Raw genomic sequence first — 18,399 nt, forward strand, 5'->3', positions numbered from 1 at the left:
GTCACGTCAGCCGGGGGAGGCCAGCGGAGGAGGTCATCCGGGAGAAGCCAGCGAGGGAGGCCAGCGTGATGCGACGGCGGGAAGACCAACCGTGGGCGGACCGCCGCCGACTGGGGCGGTCCGCCGATCCGTACAGGTACGGAAATTACTCGAGCGTGATCTTCTGCTCCTGCGCGATCTTCTTGCGCAGTTCCAGTTCGCGCTTGATCTGCGCGGCGAACTGCTGCGGCGTGTTGCCGTCCGGATAGGCGCCGCTCTCGGTCAGGCGGCGCTTGGCGGCCGGGTCCTGCAGGGCCTTGACCGCGGCGTCGTGCAGGCGCGCGACGATCGCGGGCGGCGTGCCGGCCGGCGCGACCAGCCCGTACCAGGCCATATTGTTGTTGTCCTTCATGCCTTCCTCGGCGAAGGTCGGCACATCGGGCAGGCCCTCGACGCGCTTGGGCGCCGCCACCGCCAGCGCGCGCAGCTTGCCGGCCTGGATATGCGGCATCGACGACGGCAGGTTGTCGAACTGACCGCTGACCTGGCCGGCCAGCGTGTCGTTCAGCGCCGGACCCGAGCCGCGGTACGGCACGTGGACCATGTCGGTCTTGGTGGTCAGCTTGAACAGCTCGCCGTCCAGATGCGAGATGCTGCCCTTGCCGGCCGACGCGTAGCTGTACTTGCCGGGCTCGGCGCGCAGCAGCGCGATGAATTCCTTCAGGTTCTTGGCCGGCACCTTCGGGTTGACCGTCAGCACGTTCGGCACGTTGACCAGGTTGGTGATCGGCGCGAAGTCCTTCAGCGGGTCGTACGGGTTCTTCGGATTGGTGGCCGGATTGGTCGCCATCGTGCTGACCGTGGCGATGCCGATCGTGTAGCCGTCGGGGGCCGACTTGGCCAGCGCGTCGGCGCCGATCGCGCCGCCGCCGCCGCCACGGTTCTCCACCACCACGGGCTGGCCCAGCGCGCGGCCCAGCGCATCGGAAACAGCGCGGGCGACGATATCGGTGGTGCCGCCGGCGGCGAACGGAACGATCAGCCGCACCGGCTTGTTGGGATAGGCCTGGGCGTGCGCAACGCCGTGGGTCAGGCCGAATGCGGCCAGGCAGGCTGCCACGCTGGCGGTCAATGCGGATTTCAAGAATGCCTCCATCTGTTGCGTTGGCCGGCGCGTCGCGCGAAGGGCGAGGGCGCCGGTCGGGGTTGGGCATGGTTCCGTATTGCGGAACTTGGTTTCGTAATATGCCCGGACTGGCATTCAACCCGGAAAGGCGCGGCGGGGATATCCGTAACAACCCGTAACAGACGTCGGGTCACAGCCGCACGGAAAGAGGCAAACAGCAGGCAAACAAAAAGGCCGGGCTGCGATGCAGTCCGGCCTTTCGGGAATTCGCTGGTGGGGCGTGAGTGACTCGAACACTCGACCTACGGATTAAGAGTCCGCTGCTCTACCAACTGAGCTAACGCCCCAACGAAGTCCGCTATTCTAGCGTGGACTTTTTGGGTTTGCAAGTACCGAAGCGATCTCGGGGACGCTCGGCTGGGTCGCCGGGACGGCGGTCAACGTCCGCGCGGCTACAATGCCCCGCTGTCCGCGCGGCCCGCCGCCGCGCCGCCGTTTTCCGGAGACCTGGTTCGATGCATGCCCGCGTGTTGCGCTATCTGGATGAAGTGGTCCGCCGCGGGTCGATCCGCAAGGCGGCCGAAGTGCTGCACGTCGCGCCGACCGCCATCAACCGGCAGATCCTCGATCTGGAAGCCGAACTGGGCGCGCCGCTGTTCGAGCGCATCCAGCGCCGGTTGCGGCTGACGCCGCTGGGCGAGATGGTGCTGGCGCACGTGCGGCAGACGCTGCGCGAGCACGACGCGCTGCGCGAACGCATCGCCGCCTACAACGCGGGACAGCAGGGCATCGTCACGGTGGCCACCACCGCCGGGCTGGCGGGCTCCCTGTTGCCCGCGCTGGTTCACGACTTTCGCCGCCGCCACCCCGGCATCGCGGTGCGCGTGCTGGATCTCCCGGTGGCCGAGATCGTCGCCGCGCTGGCCGAGGGCGACGCCGAGCTCGGGCTCGGCTACGACCTGGCGCCGACGCCGGCCTTCGTCACGCTGGCGGCCGGCGAATGGCCGATTGGCGCGGTGGTCGCGCCCGGCCATCCGCTGGCCGAGCAATCGTCGGCGCTGCTGGCCGAATGCGTCGGCTATCCGCTGATCCTGCCCGTGGCGACGATGTCGATCCGCGGCCTGCTCGACGATGCCTTCGTCCGCGCGGCGATTCCGGTGCGCGCGGCGGTCGAGGCCGGCTCCACCGTGCTGATGCGCCGGCTCGTGATGCTGGGCGCCGGCATCGCGCTGCTCAATCCGCTCGATGCCATCGAGGAACTGGAGGCGGGCACGCTGGTGTTCGTGCCGTTGCGCGATCCGGCCTTGCCGCTGCAGCGGCTGACGCTGTTCGCGCGGGCGCGCGGCCCGCTGGATTCGGCGGCCTCGCTGATGGCCGAGCGGATCGGGGCCGCGCTGAAGGCGCTGTCCGGCGGCGGCGCGGGACATTAGCGTCGGCGTGGTCGTCAGGTGTGCGCGCGATGTGCACACCGTGGGCGCAAATCGGCGCTATCGCGCGTCCGGCCCCGCGCCGTAGACTGGCGCCCGCTATCTGACCCACCACGGAGACCGGAGACCACAAGATGACGCTGATCCTGACCCACGCCGACGTCCTGGTGACGATGGACGCGAATCGCCGCGAGATCGCCGACGGCGCGCTGGTCGCCGAAGGGCCGGCGATCCAGTGGGTCGGCGCGACCGCCGACCTGCCGGCCGCCTGGCGCGCGCGCATCGACGACGGCAGCGCGCAGGTGCTGGACATGCGCGGCCATGTGGTGCTGCCGGGCCTCGTCAACACGCACCATCACATGTACCAGAGCCTGACGCGCGCGGTGCCGGCCGCGCAGGACGCCGAACTGTTCGGCTGGCTCGGCGAGCTGTACATGCTGTGGGCCAACCTGACGCCGCGCATGATCGCCGCCTCGACCCGCACCGCGATGGCCGAGCTGATGCTGTCGGGCTGCACCACCACCAGCGACCATCTCTATCTGTATCCCAACGGCTCGCGGCTGGACGACGCGATCGAGGCCGCCGCGCAGATGGGCATGCGCTTTCATGCGGCGCGCGGCTCGATGAGCGTGGGACGCAGCAAGGGCGGGCTGCCGCCCGATGCGGTGGTCGAGCAGGAGGAGGCGATCCTGCGCGACAGCCAGCGGCTGATCGAGCAGTACCACGATGCCTCGCGCCACGCGATGCTGCGCGTGGTGCTGGCGCCGTGCTCGCCGTTCTCGGTGTCGCGCGAGCTGATGCGGGAGTCGGCGGCGATGGCGCGCCACTATGGCGTCTCGCTGCATACCCATCTGGCCGAGAACGACAACGACGTCGCCTATTCGCTGGAGCGCTTCGGCATGACGCCGGCGCAGTATGCCGAGGACCTGGGCTGGGTCGGCCACGATGTCTGGCACGCGCACTGCGTCAAGCTCGACGCCGACGGCATCGCGCTGTTCGCGCGCACCGGCACCGGCATCGCCCACTGTCCCTGCTCGAACATGCGGCTGGCTTCGGGCATTGCGCCGGTGCGCGCGATGCGCGATGCCGGCGTGCCGGTCGGCCTCGGCGTCGATGGCAGCGCCTCCAACGATGGCGCGCACATGCTGGGCGAGGCGCGCCAGGCCATGCTGCTGCAACGGGTGGGCTATGGACCGGCGGCGATGGGCGCGCGCGAGGCGCTGGAGATCGCCACGCTGGGCGGGGCGCGGGTGCTGAACCGCGACGACATCGGCGCGCTGGCGCCGGGCATGTCGGCGGACTTCGTCGCGTTCGACATGTCGGCGGTCGGCTATGCCGGCGCCGGTCACGATCCGGTCGCCGCGCTGGTGTTCTGCACGCCGGGCACGGTGTCGACCAGCGTGATCAACGGCAGGGTGGTGGTGCGCGACGGCGTGCTGCTGAGCGCGGATCTGCCGGCGGTACTGGCGGAGCATCGCCGCCTGGCGCGGGAGCTGGCCGCGGCGCGGCGTTGAATCGGGTTGAATGTCCCACGCTGCCGTCCGGGATTGCGGTGTGGTTCACCGTCCGGCGGTACCGCCGGACGGCGGCGTCCGGAGCCATCGTCCAGGGCTGCCAATCGCTGCCCGATGCGGGCCCAAACGGGGCCAAACGATTCGGGCCCAAACGATTCGGGCCAAAACGATTCGGGCCAAAACAAAAAGGCCGGCGCTGCGAAGCAGCCCGGCCTTTTCTACAATATTCGCTGGTGGTGGAGTGTAACAGAAAACCAAACCCACATATCAGCAGTCTCTCAGCCCCGGTCGGAAGCCTTGAGACCCTCGCGCGATTCCGGGGAAGGATTTCGCGCAACCGCACATGCCCATGATTGTAAGTTCGGAGAGGCCGATTGGCACTCGCAGTTGCCGCAACTGCCAGGGAATCTGGGGGATGCAACTTGGCTTTCCTCTCGTTTGTCGCCGTAATGCCCGGCACGAACGACGAAAGGAAATGCCATGCAAACCGAACCCGCCTTCACCGAAACGGAGCTCGCACGTCGGTGGAACGTCAGCATCAAGACCCTGCAACGCTGGCGCAGCGAAGAACGCGGCCCGCCGTACATCAAGCTCTCAAAGGCCGTCCGCTATCCAGTCGATGAGATCGTCACCTATGAGCAGGCAATCCGCCAGGGCATGTCCAACGAAGCGCCGTTGCCATCCTTGTGCGACTCGCAGCCCGTTGTCGAATCTCCCGCGCCCGCCGCCCCCGAACCAAAGCGGTATTACTTGAGCGAGGCCTTCGCACTCATCGCGCAGTATGGCAGTCTTGAAGCGGCCGAGGCCGCGCTGACGGAGGCGCGCGATGAAGCCCAAGGTTGATGCCGATAGACAGGGTGTTGTGGCCAGCCCGGAAGAGCCAGTCATCACGTATCCGGTCCTCGATGAAAACCAGTTGTCCTTGAGGTGGAATCTCTCAACCGGATCGGTGGGCGCAACCCACACCTCGTCAATAAAACCCGACTGATGCAACTGACTGGCTGCGACACGCAGCGCGGACAGATCGCCCTCAGCGAACTGCCGAAGGTAAGGCCCCTCGAAAGGGTCAATCAAAAGAACCCTCTTCGCAAAACGCGCACGCATCCCCAACTCACTGACCAGGTGCTGCACCTGCAAGTGGGCAGAGCTCGCATCCTGCGGGCAGCACTTGATCAAGAGCGTCACATCAGGGTGAGCTGACGGCTCGGGGATCGGCACTTCTTTATCGGTATCCAGCGCGCAAGCAGGGTGCAATGACCGCATCAACTCGCCGTAGTAGGTATCAAAGCCAGGCAGCGCACTCAAGGCCTCCACTTGGCGCTCAGGTGTCCTACGTCGTGCCAATTCATGATCGGACCATCCCAACTCCCCAATGGCGTACAGCCTTGCGGCGCAATCTAGGAAGCGCGAAGCCGTCAGACGCACGATGTCTCGGCCAATGTCGATGTACTGCAAAGTGCCTGAAGCGGTGATCCGCAGGTTGTCTCGCTTGACATTGCTGGTCACCACACCTGCGCGATAAAGCTTCTGCAAGAAGTGACGAGACAACTCCAATGGCCAACGTCGTCCCGGCTCCTGCAAAGGTTCTGAGTCAAGCCGAATCAGTGCCCCAGGGTCAGAGTCATCGCAAATGTCGAATGCAATGACCGCATCCCCAACGGATGCCGCCAGGCTCCTGATCTCACTGAGCGCTTCATAGGTCAGCGAGTACGGGTAGAAACTCTTGAAGGTGCCAGACGGATCTCGCCAGACCACGCCCTCTTGCCCCCAACCCAACACCGAGGCGTCAGACGTCATATGAGCGCGATGCCACACCTCCGCGGCCTGAGCCAACGCCAGCCTGGACTTTGCCCATGCATCTGACTTCTGATTGGCCTGCGTCACCACTCCATCCAGCGAGTACACCGCGTAGGCAGGCTCTGTCACCACACAGCCCTCGTTTGGCCGATTCATCAGCAAGCCAGCAACTAGCCAGTGGTCTTCGGCGCTGTTGGCATTGGGGTACCTGATGCCCGAACATGTGCGAAGCACCAAATTGCATGACGGCAGCTCATTGGGGACTTGCTGGCGACAAAACGCTTGAATGAAGCCATTGAGACGGCTTTGATCCAGGAGGATTTCAGCCATTGCCCAGTTCACGGCGGGCAGTAACTCGCCATCGACCGACAGGCGATTGCTTCCAATGACGAACAAGGTGCCACGCTGATCGCCGGCTTGCACCAGCGCCCGCAGGCTAGAGGGTTCTGCAAAGCGATCGTCGGCGTCCAATCGAGCGACCCACTTCGCATTTGGAAAGCACTCGTCCACCAGGTCGAGCAAGCCATTCCTGGATTGGGTGGGCGAACCGAAGTGCCCTGCTGCGACTACCAGCCGAGGGTCAGACAAGAGGTCGGCATGCAGCGATTGCATCCAACCCTCATCCGAACTGTCGTCCAGCACCAGGAACGCCAGATCGTCTGCCATGTCTTGCGCCATGGCGCTCCGCAACGCCTCGTTCAAACCACTCGGGTGGTTGCGGTGAGACAGACCCACGATGACCGATGCTTGCATGGCGACGTCACCGGGTGCGATGAGGAAGTGAATGTTTCGGTGCGTCAGGCGTACCTTGGGTACCCTCGGCTCTGACCAATCTGGCAGCCCTGGCTGCTCATGCCCGTTCACGCTCATGGCATGTCAACGCCAAACAGATCACGGGCACGCGCCTTGAACCTGGTCATGACGTCAGGCGACATCAAGTGACCGTGCATCGCCAGGAACTGAAGCAGACCTGCGCGCTTCTCAGGGCTGCCGGGGCGGGACAAAGCATCTGCCTGGCTGTCAATGTGCCAGGTCGCTGTCATTCGGTGGGTGAATGCCACTTTCAAATCAGGCAGTCCGAGTAAACGCACGGCCAAGTCTCGGTCATTGGTGCTGGGTAGACCATCGGTGAAGCCACCGACACGCATCAGGGCCTCCAGCTTGACAAAGGTATTGCTGCCCTGCCACCCGGGGTTACCGGCGAGGAAGTCATCCACTGTGACCGAAGACAACGGCGCTCTCGGAATCTCAACGCCATCCTTCATCACCCGAAGACCAGACAAGACGACGTCAGCACCACCGCGGGCACCTGCTCGCTCACATTGGCTCAAGTGATCGGGGTCCCATTCATCGTCGTCATCGAGTATCGCCACGTAGCCATCAAAGCCTTGTTCTTGCAGCCAAGACAAGCCGGTGTTCCAGGTGCCAGCAGCCCCTTGCATGCGCTCGTTCCGCAGGACAACGACGCCATTGATAAACGGATTACTGATCACACCATCTAATGCGCCAGGCTCTGGTAATCGACGATCAAATGCGAGCAGCAAAAGGTCTGGACGTCGGTACTGCTGGATGACGGAGATCAGAGCACGGCGCAGCAAATCTGGATTCTTGGGCTTTGAAGCGATCAGTGTGGCGATGGGTATGTGCTGCCCGGTCATGGGCTATATTCTCTGCGCGTTCTGCGCGCTTCTATCTGATCAGCTTGGCACCGACGCAGTCAACGTCGCTGTCGGGTCGAAAGCCACCGGTCGCCACGCACCCAGCCTTAAGGCGCCGGGCGACCGGCGGCTCTGCAGCGGTTGCGGTCAGTGAGATGCGCGCAGAGAAGGTCAGCTCTCGGCCAGAAGCAGACATTCGTTTTGCTATTTATATTCTATTGAGCCTAAATCCGGAGAATGGAGAATCAAATCTGCAAGGCTTGCCACCGGACCGCTTAACGAAGTTTCTGAGCGATGTACGAGATAAAGATCTTTGTAAACATCTTCTTCAATCGGAATTGCATGTAACCATCCGCTTGCCTGTTCATGCTTGACCGCGCTTTCCATCACAAGCGAGATTCCTAGCCCTGCGTGGACCGCGTGTTTGACCGCCTCGGTGCTACCTAACTGCATACCCACTGTGAACTCTGCCGAGTCGGCACCGGCATATTGTTGTAGTAGGCGCCCAGTTCCGGTAGCCGCTTCGCCTCCAAGCAAGATCTGGGATTTTAACCACTTAAGTGGAATGGTCGACTCGGCAGCCCAAGGATGGCCGGGGCGAACAATGACAACCATCCTCTCGCGCCGCCATACTGTTGAGACGAACCCAGGACGTGAGTCCCACCACTCCATTACCGCTACATCCACTTCAAGCGTTTCCAGCAAAGCGGCAATCTCGATATTTTTGCCGATCCTCACATCGATCTTGTTTGCTAATTTATCTTGGAGCGCCTTGATATAGGGTTGTAAAAGATAAATGCCGATATTGGAGCTTGCACCAACGACCAGGCTTTTATTGTGGAGGGCTGCCGTAGCCTTATGGCTAGTACGGAGCAATTGTTCCGCATAGGGGAAAAAAATCTTTCCCTCCAATGTCAGGCTTTGCGGCATTGTTGCGCGGTCAATCAGCCGGGCCTGCAAAGACTGCTCCAGCCGCTTGATATGCTGCGTTACTGTTGGCTGGGACAATCCAGTTTGCTTCGCCGCTTCGCGAAAGCCCCCGCATTTGACGACGGCAATGAACGTCGCCACACGCTCCAGATCTATCACGCCGCCTTTACTCCCGGATACGGCTGATTAATCGCGCCCATCGGTTTTTCACCAGCGAGTGCCTGGATGATGTTCATCGCTGCCTGCCGCTCGATTTCAAGCCGAACTTCCTTGACCGCCGATCCCAAATGCGGCGTAAAAAACGTTTGTGCCGTATTGTCGAGCAGCGCCTTGGGGATAGCCTGCGGGCGATCAGCGCGTATCCATTCTTCCATCTCGAAGACATCGGCTGCATATCCAGCTAGTTTTCCAGACGCCAGTGCTGCTATCACCGCATTCTCATCCACGACCGAGCCGCGACATGCATTGATCAGGTAGCTACCGGTTTTCATCTTGGCCAACGCGGTGGCATCGATCAGATGCAGTGTCTCTGCGGCCATCGGAACCATCGGCACGACATAATCACATTTTTCGAGCAGTTCATCGAGCGTGACGCGCTGTACGTGCCAAGCCTTTTCTTGTTCGGCATTGAGCGGAATCGGATCGCAATACAAGAGATTCATTTCAAAGCCAGCCAAGCGCTGGGCGATTGCACGGCCGACCGCCCCCATACCAATGATGCCAAGCGTTTTTCCTGTCAAACCAGAGCCATATAGTGTCGGCCGCCAGCCTTGGAAGTGTCCGCTACGGATTTGCCTATCGCCTTCCAGCATATGCCTTGTCAAACCGAGAAGAAGGCCGATAGTCAGTTCAGCGGTCGGGATCGTAAGCAAATCCGGCACAATCGTAAGCCATACACCGTGGCGTGTGCAGGCGTTGACATCGAAGTTATCATAGCCTTTAAGCGCGGCGCCGATGACACGCAGCTTTGGACATTCCTCGAGAAACGCGCTGTCGATGCTGTCCGGCATGAAAGCCATGAGTGCATCCGCATCTTTGGCTCGCGCAATTACCTCAGAACGCGGCAAGGTTTCCCGTGTGGTGTTGGGGATAACATCGGCGCTAGCGGACAACAATTCGATGATTTCCGGGTGCACCCAGTGGGTGAGGACGACTTTGGGCTTCATAAAAACCTTTGTAAGCTTTGGGAGTTATTTGAACTTGCGACGCAGGAAGGAGCTGAAGGCGTCGACGAGGGTAACCATGCCTAAAATAACCAGCAAAATAGCCGAGACATCCTGGTATTGCATGATGCGCAGAGAGCCCATCAGCTCGAACCCGATTCCACCGGCGCCGACCATGCCCATCACGGTCGAAGCACGGAAGTTGTATTCCCATCGATAGATCGCGGTATCGGCCATTTGCGGAAGCACTTGGGGAAAGATCCCATGAAAAATCACCTGCAATGGCGTGCAGCCCGCTGCATGCGCGGCTTCTACCGGTGCCGGATCGGCATGTTCGATCGATTCCGAAAAAAATTTGGCGATCATGCCAACCGAATGTAAGCCTAGGGCTAAAACACCCGGCAATGCGCCGAAGCCAACGGCTGCCACGAACAGGATGCCCATGATCAGTTCGGGTATCGATCGCAAAGCGTTTAACAGGCCGCGTGTGGCTTGATACACGAGTGGATGAGGGCTAGTATTCCGCGCGGCGAGCACTCCTAAGGGAATGGATAGCAATACCGCGATTGCCGTACCGGCGATACTCATGGCCAAGGTATCCAGTACCGGTTTGACCCAGGTGCCAGCCTGCGAGAAGTTCGGTGGGAACATCTCGCCGGCAATTTTTACCAGGCTTGGCATGCCATCCTTCAATCGCTCGGCATCAAATAGGCCGACGTAATACCAGCAACCGATCACAATCGCCAGCACAACGGCAAACTGCAGTATCGTGCGGTTCCATACGCGCTGGCGCTCGGCCAGAATCAAACCAAAATCAGCTTGCATGCTGTCGCTCACTTAGAACTTCGACAGATCGAGCTTGAGCAGTGTGCCAAGGCTGCGCACCACGTCATAGTCTTTGTCGCTGATCGGGCCGAAACCATCGGCTTTGAAAGGTTTCAGGACTTCCGGATCTTTGAGATTCAAGAAGGCTGCACGGATCTTTTCCTTCAGTTCCGGCTTCAGATTGCTGCGCATGGTCCACGGGTATTGCGGATATGGCTTCGATTCGGCAAGAACTTTTACTTTGTTGGGATCGACCAGTCCGCGCTGAACCAGGGATTCAAAAATCGGCTTACTCAAGCCGCCAGCCTGCGCGTGACCGTTTTGCACGGCCATGGCCACCGCGTCATGCGCACCGGCAAAGTGTTCGCGATAGTTTTCGCCGGCTTTCAAACCGTTTTCCGCCAATATCGACTTCGGAATCAAATGGCTGGAGGTGGATGCCTTATCACCGTAAGCGACATTCTTGTTGACGATATCACTGATTTTGGCGATGCCGGCGCCAGTATTGGCGATCAATACGGACTGGTAGGTAGTGCTACCCTTTTGCTTCATCGCTGCGAATGGCTCGATGTCGCTCTTTTGCTTAGCCAGCACATACGACAAGGGGCCAAAATATGCCATGTCGATACGGCCGTGACGCATGGCTTCGATCATTGACGAGTAATCAGTGGTAACCACCAGCTCAATTTTCTTTCCCAGCTCTTTTTCCAGATAGATTTCGAGCGGCTTGTTGTTTTTAATTACGGTCGATGCGTTTTCGTCCGGCAGCAGCGCAACTTTGAGCGTTTCTGGATCGGGATTGGATGATGCATGGCCAATGCTGCAGACGGCGGCAAGCAAGACAGACAATAATGCGGATGCGAGTTTTTTCATAATCAATCCTTTACGGTAGCAAGTTGCATGGGAAATGAAGTATCGATAAGCCGTTCCTCTCGAGCGTCTTGTGGAACGCTCAAAGAAGAACGGGGTACTTGTTCATACAGCGTGTCGTAACTGGCTTGATCCAAAGTCTGCGGGGCGGCATCAAAAATGACTCGGCCATGGGACAGGCCAATAATACGGTCGGCATAACGTTGAGCGAGGTCTACCTGATGCAGGCTGACGACCGCCGAAATCCCGTCCTCTTTACAAATGCGGTGCAGCAGACTTAGCACTCGCTCTGCAGTAGCAGGATCGAGGCTGGCTACCGGTTCATCAGCCAACACCAGTTTAGGTTGCTGAGCCAGAGCCCGGGCAATACCGATGCGTTGCTGCTGGCCGCCGCTCAATGCGTCGACACGGCTTAAGGCTTTGTGCAATAAGCCGACTCGGTCCAGACTTTGCAGGCATATGGATTGATCCTTCGCCGGGAGGGGGAATAGACTGCGTAATGCCGTGTGGTAGCCCATTCGGCCCATCGAAACGTTTTGCAAAGCCGTCAGTCGGCCAATCAATTGATGCTGTTGAAACACCATGCCAGTCTGTCGGCGATGCATGCGCAATGCACGCGAGTTCGCCAAATTTCCTAAGCCGGCGACAATGGTGGTGCCGCGCTGCGACGCATGCAGCGAATTAATACAGCGAAGTAGCGTGGATTTTCCAGCGCCGGAAGATCCGAGCAATACGGTGAACTGTCCCTGATGGAGTTTGAGAGTGGTGGGATACAGTGCAATCGCATCACCATAACTGACTGAGACATTCTGTAGTTCGATCATGACACCTCCGGCAGATTTGAAATCGTAATCAAAAATGATGACCTGATTACGAATCTGAATTGCAGCGATGGTAATGTCGTGATATGACACCCTGATGACTCGTTGATGTCATTTTTGAGACATGGTCGCGGGTGCCTGTGAGGGAAATAAGTTGTGCTATCTATGCCAAATATAGACGCCTGCTATCGGTCGATAGCCGCCGATCCAAGCGCGCAGCACGAGGGGCAGCTCTCAGCCTATAGTGGTCATCTCCTCGTGTGCTCCCAGAAGCCAAGAAAGGAGAAGACCGACCAGCCCCAAAAGTGGTACTGCATGGCATCAAGCATCCTGGCCGCGATGTACAAGGCGATGAACAAGAGGATGTTGGAGATGAGTTTCATATCACCGGGTCCTTAACTGAAGACCGGGAGGAGCATGCGCCCATCCCAGCCTTGCGTGTGAGCGATCACATACCCTGGCCTCATCCATGCAACTGATGCGCAAAGCATGGGTGTCGCGCCTCTGTTGCCCTCTGTACAACTCACGCGAAAAGTGATGCCAGATCAGTTTGGCTCGCATGGCCTGCGGCTTCAAAGCGCTCGAGTGTGGCCACGGGTACCTTGGCGAACTGATACTCGCCCGCTCGAGTGGGATGACGTCGCACAGCCTGCCCCTCTTGGCTACCGGCTTCCCACACGAGCACATACAACGCATCACCATGCAAGTCGTAATCAATGGCACCTTTGCCTGCCAACAGCACGCGGGCGCCTCGGGGGCCAGTCAGCGCAGACGTCAGACTGTGGTGTGAGTTCACCTTCCGCCAAGCGGTCGTGGCATGCACCGCACGGTAGAAGATTGACCCTTGACGAGCCGCTGTAGGTTTTGTCGGGACAGGTGTTTGCATGGTGTGTTGGACTGGCTGGACGATGGTTTGAGTGGGGAAGACGGCTGGGGCGGACCCAATCATTGGCGCGTCCACGTCGGGAAACCCAACGTAGTGCTCCTGATGCATGCCTGGCGCACCCGGCGTACCGGGTTGAATGAGACAGCCCTTTGGGGCGGCGTAGCTGTCCACTCGACGGACAGGCGCTTCATGCCAGCGGATGTTGAAAGCCGCCAGGCGCGGGAAGAAGTACAGCGAGTGGTAGGGAAGGTGATCGTGGATCCACCAGGCCATGTTGGTCCAACTGCCACCTCGCTCGATGTGATCCACCAGCCAGGGCACCACGATGCAAGCCGTGGCACCGCGCTTGCCTTGCGCATCCGGATAGTCCCAGATATGAGCCGAGTAGTTGGACGCATTGCTGGCGCAATTGAGCTTGTTCTGATTGCCAAACTCGTTGACGGCAGGCGAGCGGTAACCCGAGCGAACATGAATGCGCCCAAAGGTGGCTTGCAGCGGTTCCAGCAGTTGTTGGCAAAGCTGCTCGCCAGCGTAGATGGCCGCGTCAGGGTGATCAGGAATGTTGCGCAAACCGTGCCAGGCGGCAATCTCGCTGTGCAGGAAATCGCGCATGAAGAAGTGCTCGGACAGGGGGACGCGCCCGAACTCTTCGAGTTTCTCGTAGGACGTGATGGATGTTGTCATCGTGAACCTTCCCTTTCCTTCACTTGATCAATGCGTGGTCTGGGTGTCATGGCCCAGACTGGTGTAAAGCGCCTTGAGCGCGGCCATGTCACGGCTGTGTTGCCGCTCCATCTTGAGCAATGGGTTGTGAGCCAACCAAGGCGCAGTCCTGCGCAAGTTGCCCAGCAACCCCTGGCCTGCGTCGGCCAGCAGAAGTCGCTTGATGTGATCCAGCCAGGTGATGACGGTCTGATCGTCCTCGACCCAGTACATCCTTCGCATGGCAGACAGGGCTACCGCATCCAGTGGCACGATGATGGGTCCACATTCCTCCACGGCCATGTAAATCATCGGCATCACGCCGGAATGATCCGGTGGCCGTTGGCCTTCTCACGCTTTGTTCTCTTCAACCGTGAAGAGGGCACGTAAAGCAGACCGTTGTCGAGGTCAAACTCTTCCCAGCGTGCTTGTCTCAACTCTCCTGGGCGCAGCATCAGCATGGGGGCCAATTTCAGAGCGCATTTCACGACGAATGTGCCCGTGTAGCCATCGATCGACCTCAGCAAAGCTCCCAGAGGCTCAGGTTTGACGATGGCTGCGTGGTGCTTCACAACGGGCTGTTGCAGCGCGTCACGGATGTCCTGACATGGGTCGCGCAGATCCCTGCCTTCCGCAATGGCGAAGCGGAACACCCGCGCACAGTGCTCGCGCAGCCGATGTGCGGTCTCCAGGGTGTCGTTACGCTCCACAGCACGGCAGGCCTCGAGCACCGTCTTGGGTGTGATGTCTTCAAGCAGCATGTGCCCAAAGCGGGGGAAGGCATGCAACTCGAGGCGCCGGATGATCTTGGAACTGTAGGAATCCATCCATTGGCGCTTTTTCACCGAAAACCATCGGCGCGCTACTTCTTCGAAGCTGCCGATGGGGGGCTCGCCGGCCTTGCTCCTGCGGGCTGCCTCCTTGAGCGCCTTGCGCTCTTGCTTGGCCGCGTGCCGTGCCTGCATGGGATCTCCACCCTGAGCAAGACATGACCAAACTTCACGGGCTTTGTGGCGTGCGTCTTCGAGTCCGACCTTGGGATAGGTGCCCAAGCTCAGCGTTTTGCGCTTGCCTTCAAAAGTGTAGTCAATTCGCCACACATGCGTGCTTCCCCAGGCGAATGGCACCAGGTACAAGCCGCCTCCATCACTGAGTCGACTCGCTCCGGGCTTGAGTGCTTTGATCTCGCGGTCGCCCTTGATCTTCTCCAAAGCCATCTTGTGGCCTCCTTACGCTGAACTCGTTGAAGAGCGCTGCGAAGATCGTCGGAAGGTATTTGGACTTTCCGCAAAATCTTCTGCAACGGCGCTTGGATCGGGGCGTACCTCGTCGGACCTCGCCGGAATGAAAAAAGCCCTAAGTCGTTGAAGACAAAGGGCTTTTCGGATTCCGACGAACCTCGTCGGACAAGTATCTGGTGGTGGATTCTACCGGAACCTTGAACCGCTTATCTTCAGCGATGCCGAAACGTCCCCATAGAAGTGGGAATCGGCGCGCCGAGCAGGGACATATGTGCAACCCGCTGATGCTCGCATTGCGCTGAGACTGCACGGAGGCCTTGCCGAGGACTTGGCTTCGTGGCCGACGTCACGCCTGAATGCGTTGCCTTCAACCACGAACGGAGTCAACCATGCAGAAGATGATGATGAACGAAAACGAGCTGGCCACGCGCTGGAACATCAGCCCCAAGACGTTACAGCGCTGGCGCAGCGAAGGCCGCGGGCCTCGATTCATGAAAATGTCCAAGCGCGTCGTGTACCCCATTGACGAGGTCTTCGACTTCGAGTCCCAAGCCCTCCGGTCAGCGACGTGGGAGCAAGCATCCGACGTCGTCCTCCCGAGCGGCTCGAAGTTGGTTGATGCGCGCGAGATATCGTATATGACCGGACTGCCCCTGTACGTCTTCACGCAAAAGCAGATGCGAGAGGCGTTGGGCATCCCGCATCGTCGGGTTCAGAAGCTCATCCGGTTCGACCGCGACGAGGTCATGGTATGGGCCAAACGTTGGTTGCAGGACGCTCAAGATCAGGGCATCGACGTGAAGGCCGATCCCGCCAGCCAGCATAGATCGTTGCTGCATGCCTTGGCATCGCTGCCCGTCTGACCACTGCATCCGCGCCACCGGCCTACTGGCCCGCCAGCTCGTAGCCGGTGCTGCGCCCGCCGCCGGGCGATTTCTTCAACACGCCCAGTTCCAGCAACTGCGTGATGTCGCGCAACGCGGTGTCGGGCGAGCACTTGGCGATGGCGGCCCACTTGCTGCTCGTGAGCTTGCCCTCGAAGCCGTCGAGCAGGCGGTTGAGCAGTTTCACCTGCCGCTCGTTCAACGACATGCCCGCCCAGCGTTGCCAGAAGCGTGCTTTGACCAGCACGGCATCCAGCGTGGACTGTGCGCTGGTGACGGCGCGCCCGAGTGTGTCGAGGAACCACGACAGCCAGCCGGTGGCGTCGAGCGTGCCCTTCTGCGTGCGCTCCAGCACGTCGTAGTAGTCCTTGCGCTCGCGCTGGATTTGCGCCGACAGGCTGTAGAAGCGTTGCGGGCTACCATCGGCGCGCGCGAGGAACAGGTCGCCCACGGCGCGGGCGATGCGGCCGTTGCCGTCGTCGAAGGGGTGCAGCGTGACGAACCACAGATGCGCCAGCCCGGCCTTGATGAGCATGGGCTCGCCGGTTTCCTCATTGGCCCATGCGAGGAAGCGCGCCGTCTCCACGGGCAGCACGTCGGCGGGCGGTGCCTGGAAGTGAACCTTGCGTCGCCCCACCGGGCCGGAAACCACCTGCATCGGCCCGGCGGCATCGTCGCGCCACTGGCCCACGGTGAGCCTATTCATGCCCGAGTACCCGGTCGGGAACAGGGCGGCGTGCCAGCCGAACAGGCGCTCGGCGGTCAGTGGTTCGGCGCTGCGCGAGGTGGCGTCGAGCACCATCTCCACGACGCCTTCGACGTGCCGATCCACCGGAGCCACTGCGCCGATGTCCACGCCCAAGCGCCGGGCGATGGACGAGCGCACGGATTCCACGTTCAGCACTTCACCTTCGATTTCGCTGGTTTTGACCACGTCCTCGGTCAAGGCGGCGAGGCTGGCCTGATCGCGCAGCGCCATGCCCACGTCGGCCAGACGGCCCAGCAGCACGCCTTGGGCGCGGCTGACCTCGGTCAACGGGCCAGTGAGCGCCGACAGGTCGTAGCGCCATTTCGGCCAGTCGTTGGCCTGCCAGATGTAGAGTTTTTCTCCGCTATCCATGCGGAGATTAAACACCTTATTCGCCGCAAGGGCAAGTCATTCTCCGCATGATGTGCGGCGAATGTGGCAGCTAATCACCGCATCCAGCAGCACGATGTTCCTATGTTTCTCCAAAATGCTACATTGAGAGAATATATGGAACATGCTCCAGCCATGCCCGCCGACACCCACAGCCAGCGCGTGCTCGATCTGGCCAGCCAGAAAGGTTTGCTGCGCGCCAGCGATCTGGACGCCATCGACGCGCCACGGGTCGTCCTGACGCGCCTGATCGCCGCCGGCCTGCTGGACCGGGTCGGGCGCGGCCTCTACCGCCTACCCGGCCATCCGGTCTCGGAACACGAAAGCCTCGTGGTGGTGGCGGCCAGAGCGCCGCAGGCCGTGTTCTGCCTGCTGTCCGCGCTGCAATTCCACGGACTGACCACCCAACTGCCACCCCAGGTCTGGATCGCCATGCCGCGCGGCTGCCACGCGCCGCGCATCGATTGGCCGCCGATCAGGATGGTGCAGATGACGGGTGATGCCCACGCAGCAGGCATCGAGGAACACCGGGGCGACGGCGTGACGCTGCGGGTCTACAGCGCGGCCAAGACGGTCGTGGACTGCTTCAAGCACCGCAACAAGATCGGTCTGGATGTGGCGATGGAGGCGCTGAAAGATGCCTGGAGGGCGCGCAAGGCCTCGGCGGAGGATCTGTGGCGGTACGCCAAGGTGTGCCGGGTCGCCAACGTGATGCGGCCCTACATGGAAGTGGTCGCCCATGAGTAATCGCGCGGCCTCGCTCCCATGAGCGCCTGATCGCCCCCGTGATCATCCGGCGACGGTGATCGGTCGCGGCTTCCGTGCGGATTTGCATGGAGACCCCGACGATGACCCGACACTGCACCTGCTGCGGCGAGCCCTTCGAACCCCGCCCGCAAGTTCCCGACCAAGCCTTCTGTTCCGCGCCCGACTGCCAGCGCGCCCGCAAGCGCCAGTGGCAGCGAGCCAAGCTCCAATCCGATCCGGACTACCGGATCAACCAGCGCGCCGCCCAGCAGGCGTGGTCGCAGCGCAATCAGGACTACTGGCGAAACTACCGCGACGCCCGGCCCGAGTACGCACAGCGCAACCGCGAGCAGCCGCGGTCGCGGGACCAGGGCCGAAACGGCGATCTTGCAAAGATGGACGCGTGCGACCTGCCGAGCGGCCTGTACCGCATCACGCTGCATCCGGCATTGCCGAGGGAAAACGGCGACTCGTGGGTCGTCGAGATCACGCCGGTCTGCGTGACGTGTCCGTGCAAGATGGACGTGTCAAGAGAGGACGTGATCGACGCCTCGTCGATTCGCCCGTAACTTTGCTTCCAAAACGGGTTCTCTCGAACATCCTGCATGGCAACGATTCCAACCGTGTGCGTTGCCGCCGTGCGGCGGCGGCGTGTCCATTGAAGGGGCGGCAGACCCGAGATCGCCAATCA

General features: G+C 60.9%; 18 protein-coding genes, 1 tRNA gene and 1 pseudogene. 6 read left to right on the forward strand and 14 right to left on the reverse strand.

Features of this window, described 5'->3' with window-relative positions; translation table 11 throughout:
* Nucleotides 1-145: 145 nt before the first annotated feature.
* Together F1599_RS03000 and F1599_RS03005 are read right to left on the reverse strand one after the other, a co-directional pair.
* On the reverse strand, nucleotides 146-1,135 hold the full coding sequence (locus F1599_RS03000) for a Bug family tripartite tricarboxylate transporter substrate binding protein (RefSeq protein ID WP_370639505.1): 990 nt from the start codon (nucleotides 1,133-1,135) through the stop codon (nucleotides 146-148).
* A 241-nt stretch (nucleotides 1,136-1,376) separates the two neighbouring features.
* Nucleotides 1,377-1,452, reverse strand: a tRNA-Lys gene (locus tag F1599_RS03005).
* Between the two features lie 168 nt (nucleotides 1,453-1,620).
* Here F1599_RS03005 and F1599_RS03010 point away from each other — a divergent pair.
* The 3 genes and pseudogenes from F1599_RS03010 to F1599_RS26575 form a co-directional block, all read left to right on the forward strand.
* On the forward strand, nucleotides 1,621-2,535 hold the full coding sequence (locus F1599_RS03010; protein ID WP_149318919.1) for a LysR family transcriptional regulator: 915 nt from the start codon (nucleotides 1,621-1,623) through the stop codon (nucleotides 2,533-2,535).
* Between the two features lie 131 nt (nucleotides 2,536-2,666).
* Nucleotides 2,667-4,046 (forward strand): 8-oxoguanine deaminase, encoded by a 1,380-nt coding sequence (locus F1599_RS03015; protein WP_149318918.1) that lies wholly within the window; start codon nucleotides 2,667-2,669, stop codon nucleotides 4,044-4,046.
* A 480-nt stretch (nucleotides 4,047-4,526) separates the two neighbouring features.
* Nucleotides 4,527-4,625 (forward strand): annotated as a pseudogene (locus F1599_RS26575) (DNA-binding protein); the annotation flags it as partial.
* A gap of 15 nt (nucleotides 4,626-4,640) precedes the next feature.
* Here F1599_RS26575 and F1599_RS25735 read toward each other — a convergent pair.
* The 11 genes from F1599_RS25735 to F1599_RS03070 form a co-directional block, all read right to left on the reverse strand.
* The gene (locus F1599_RS25735) at nucleotides 4,641-6,596 is read right to left on the reverse strand and encodes a glycosyltransferase family A protein (protein WP_157773973.1); all 1,956 of its coding nucleotides are present in this window, start codon (nucleotides 6,594-6,596) and stop codon (nucleotides 4,641-4,643) included.
* Between the two features lie 113 nt (nucleotides 6,597-6,709).
* Entirely contained in the window at nucleotides 6,710-7,501 is a 792-nt protein-coding gene (locus F1599_RS03030; RefSeq protein ID WP_045785179.1) for a glycosyltransferase, read from the reverse strand.
* Nucleotides 7,502-7,705: 204 nt separating this feature from the next.
* Nucleotides 7,706-8,590 carry a LysR family transcriptional regulator gene (locus tag F1599_RS03035; RefSeq protein WP_080324167.1) on the reverse strand — a complete coding sequence of 295 codons (885 nt, stop codon included), beginning with the start codon at nucleotides 8,588-8,590 and terminating at the stop codon, nucleotides 7,706-7,708.
* Complete coding sequence (locus F1599_RS03040; RefSeq protein WP_009238667.1) at nucleotides 8,587-9,597, reverse strand: phosphonate dehydrogenase; 1,011 nt, start codon at nucleotides 9,595-9,597, stop codon at nucleotides 8,587-8,589. Before F1599_RS03040 ends, F1599_RS03035 begins: the two co-directional genes overlap by 4 nt.
* 24 nt (nucleotides 9,598-9,621) lie before the next feature.
* Entirely contained in the window at nucleotides 9,622-10,419 is a 798-nt protein-coding gene (gene phnE, locus F1599_RS03045) for a phosphonate ABC transporter, permease protein PhnE (RefSeq protein WP_009238668.1), read from the reverse strand.
* Between the two features lie 12 nt (nucleotides 10,420-10,431).
* On the reverse strand, nucleotides 10,432-11,292 hold the full coding sequence (gene phnD, locus F1599_RS03050) for a phosphate/phosphite/phosphonate ABC transporter substrate-binding protein (protein WP_046983516.1): 861 nt from the start codon (nucleotides 11,290-11,292) through the stop codon (nucleotides 10,432-10,434).
* Between the two features lie 2 nt (nucleotides 11,293-11,294).
* Nucleotides 11,295-12,113 carry a phosphonate ABC transporter ATP-binding protein gene (gene phnC / locus F1599_RS03055; RefSeq protein WP_020200553.1) on the reverse strand — a complete coding sequence of 273 codons (819 nt, stop codon included), beginning with the start codon at nucleotides 12,111-12,113 and terminating at the stop codon, nucleotides 11,295-11,297.
* A gap of 245 nt (nucleotides 12,114-12,358) precedes the next feature.
* Nucleotides 12,359-12,493 (reverse strand): hypothetical protein, encoded by a 135-nt coding sequence (locus tag F1599_RS26415; protein WP_255407782.1) that lies wholly within the window; start codon nucleotides 12,491-12,493, stop codon nucleotides 12,359-12,361.
* Between the two features lie 140 nt (nucleotides 12,494-12,633).
* Nucleotides 12,634-13,680 (reverse strand): hypothetical protein, encoded by a 1,047-nt coding sequence (locus F1599_RS26105; protein ID WP_197742969.1) that lies wholly within the window; start codon nucleotides 13,678-13,680, stop codon nucleotides 12,634-12,636.
* A 27-nt stretch (nucleotides 13,681-13,707) separates the two neighbouring features.
* Nucleotides 13,708-14,019: a hypothetical protein gene (locus F1599_RS03065; RefSeq protein ID WP_123876282.1), complete on the reverse strand. Its 312-nt coding sequence runs from the start codon at nucleotides 14,017-14,019 to the stop codon at nucleotides 13,708-13,710.
* Complete coding sequence (locus F1599_RS03070; RefSeq protein WP_104566654.1) at nucleotides 14,016-14,915, reverse strand: tyrosine-type recombinase/integrase; 900 nt, start codon at nucleotides 14,913-14,915, stop codon at nucleotides 14,016-14,018. Before F1599_RS03070 ends, F1599_RS03065 begins: the two co-directional genes overlap by 4 nt.
* Before the next feature lie 413 nt (nucleotides 14,916-15,328).
* Here F1599_RS03070 and F1599_RS25740 point away from each other — a divergent pair, with 413 nt between their 5' ends.
* Entirely contained in the window at nucleotides 15,329-15,802 is a 474-nt protein-coding gene (locus tag F1599_RS25740) for a helix-turn-helix transcriptional regulator (RefSeq protein ID WP_186449262.1), read from the forward strand.
* 22 nt (nucleotides 15,803-15,824) lie between these two features.
* On the opposite strand, the gene F1599_RS03080 is transcribed toward F1599_RS25740, so the two are convergent.
* A complete protein-coding gene (locus tag F1599_RS03080; protein WP_053822724.1) occupies nucleotides 15,825-16,943 on the reverse strand; it encodes a Fic family protein in 1,119 nt (372 codons plus the stop codon).
* A 153-nt stretch (nucleotides 16,944-17,096) separates the two neighbouring features.
* On the opposite strand from F1599_RS03080, the gene F1599_RS03085 reads away from it, so the two are divergent.
* Entirely contained in the window at nucleotides 17,097-17,708 is a 612-nt protein-coding gene (locus F1599_RS03085) for a type IV toxin-antitoxin system AbiEi family antitoxin domain-containing protein (RefSeq protein WP_053822725.1), read from the forward strand.
* Between the two features lie 101 nt (nucleotides 17,709-17,809).
* Nucleotides 17,810-18,277: a hypothetical protein gene (locus tag F1599_RS03090; protein WP_053823232.1), complete on the forward strand. Its 468-nt coding sequence runs from the start codon at nucleotides 17,810-17,812 to the stop codon at nucleotides 18,275-18,277.
* Nucleotides 18,278-18,399 lie beyond the last annotated feature (122 nt).

The organism is Cupriavidus cauae (assembly GCF_008632125.1).
In the GTDB taxonomy this organism is placed as follows: Bacteria; Pseudomonadota; Gammaproteobacteria; order Burkholderiales; family Burkholderiaceae; genus Cupriavidus; species Cupriavidus cauae.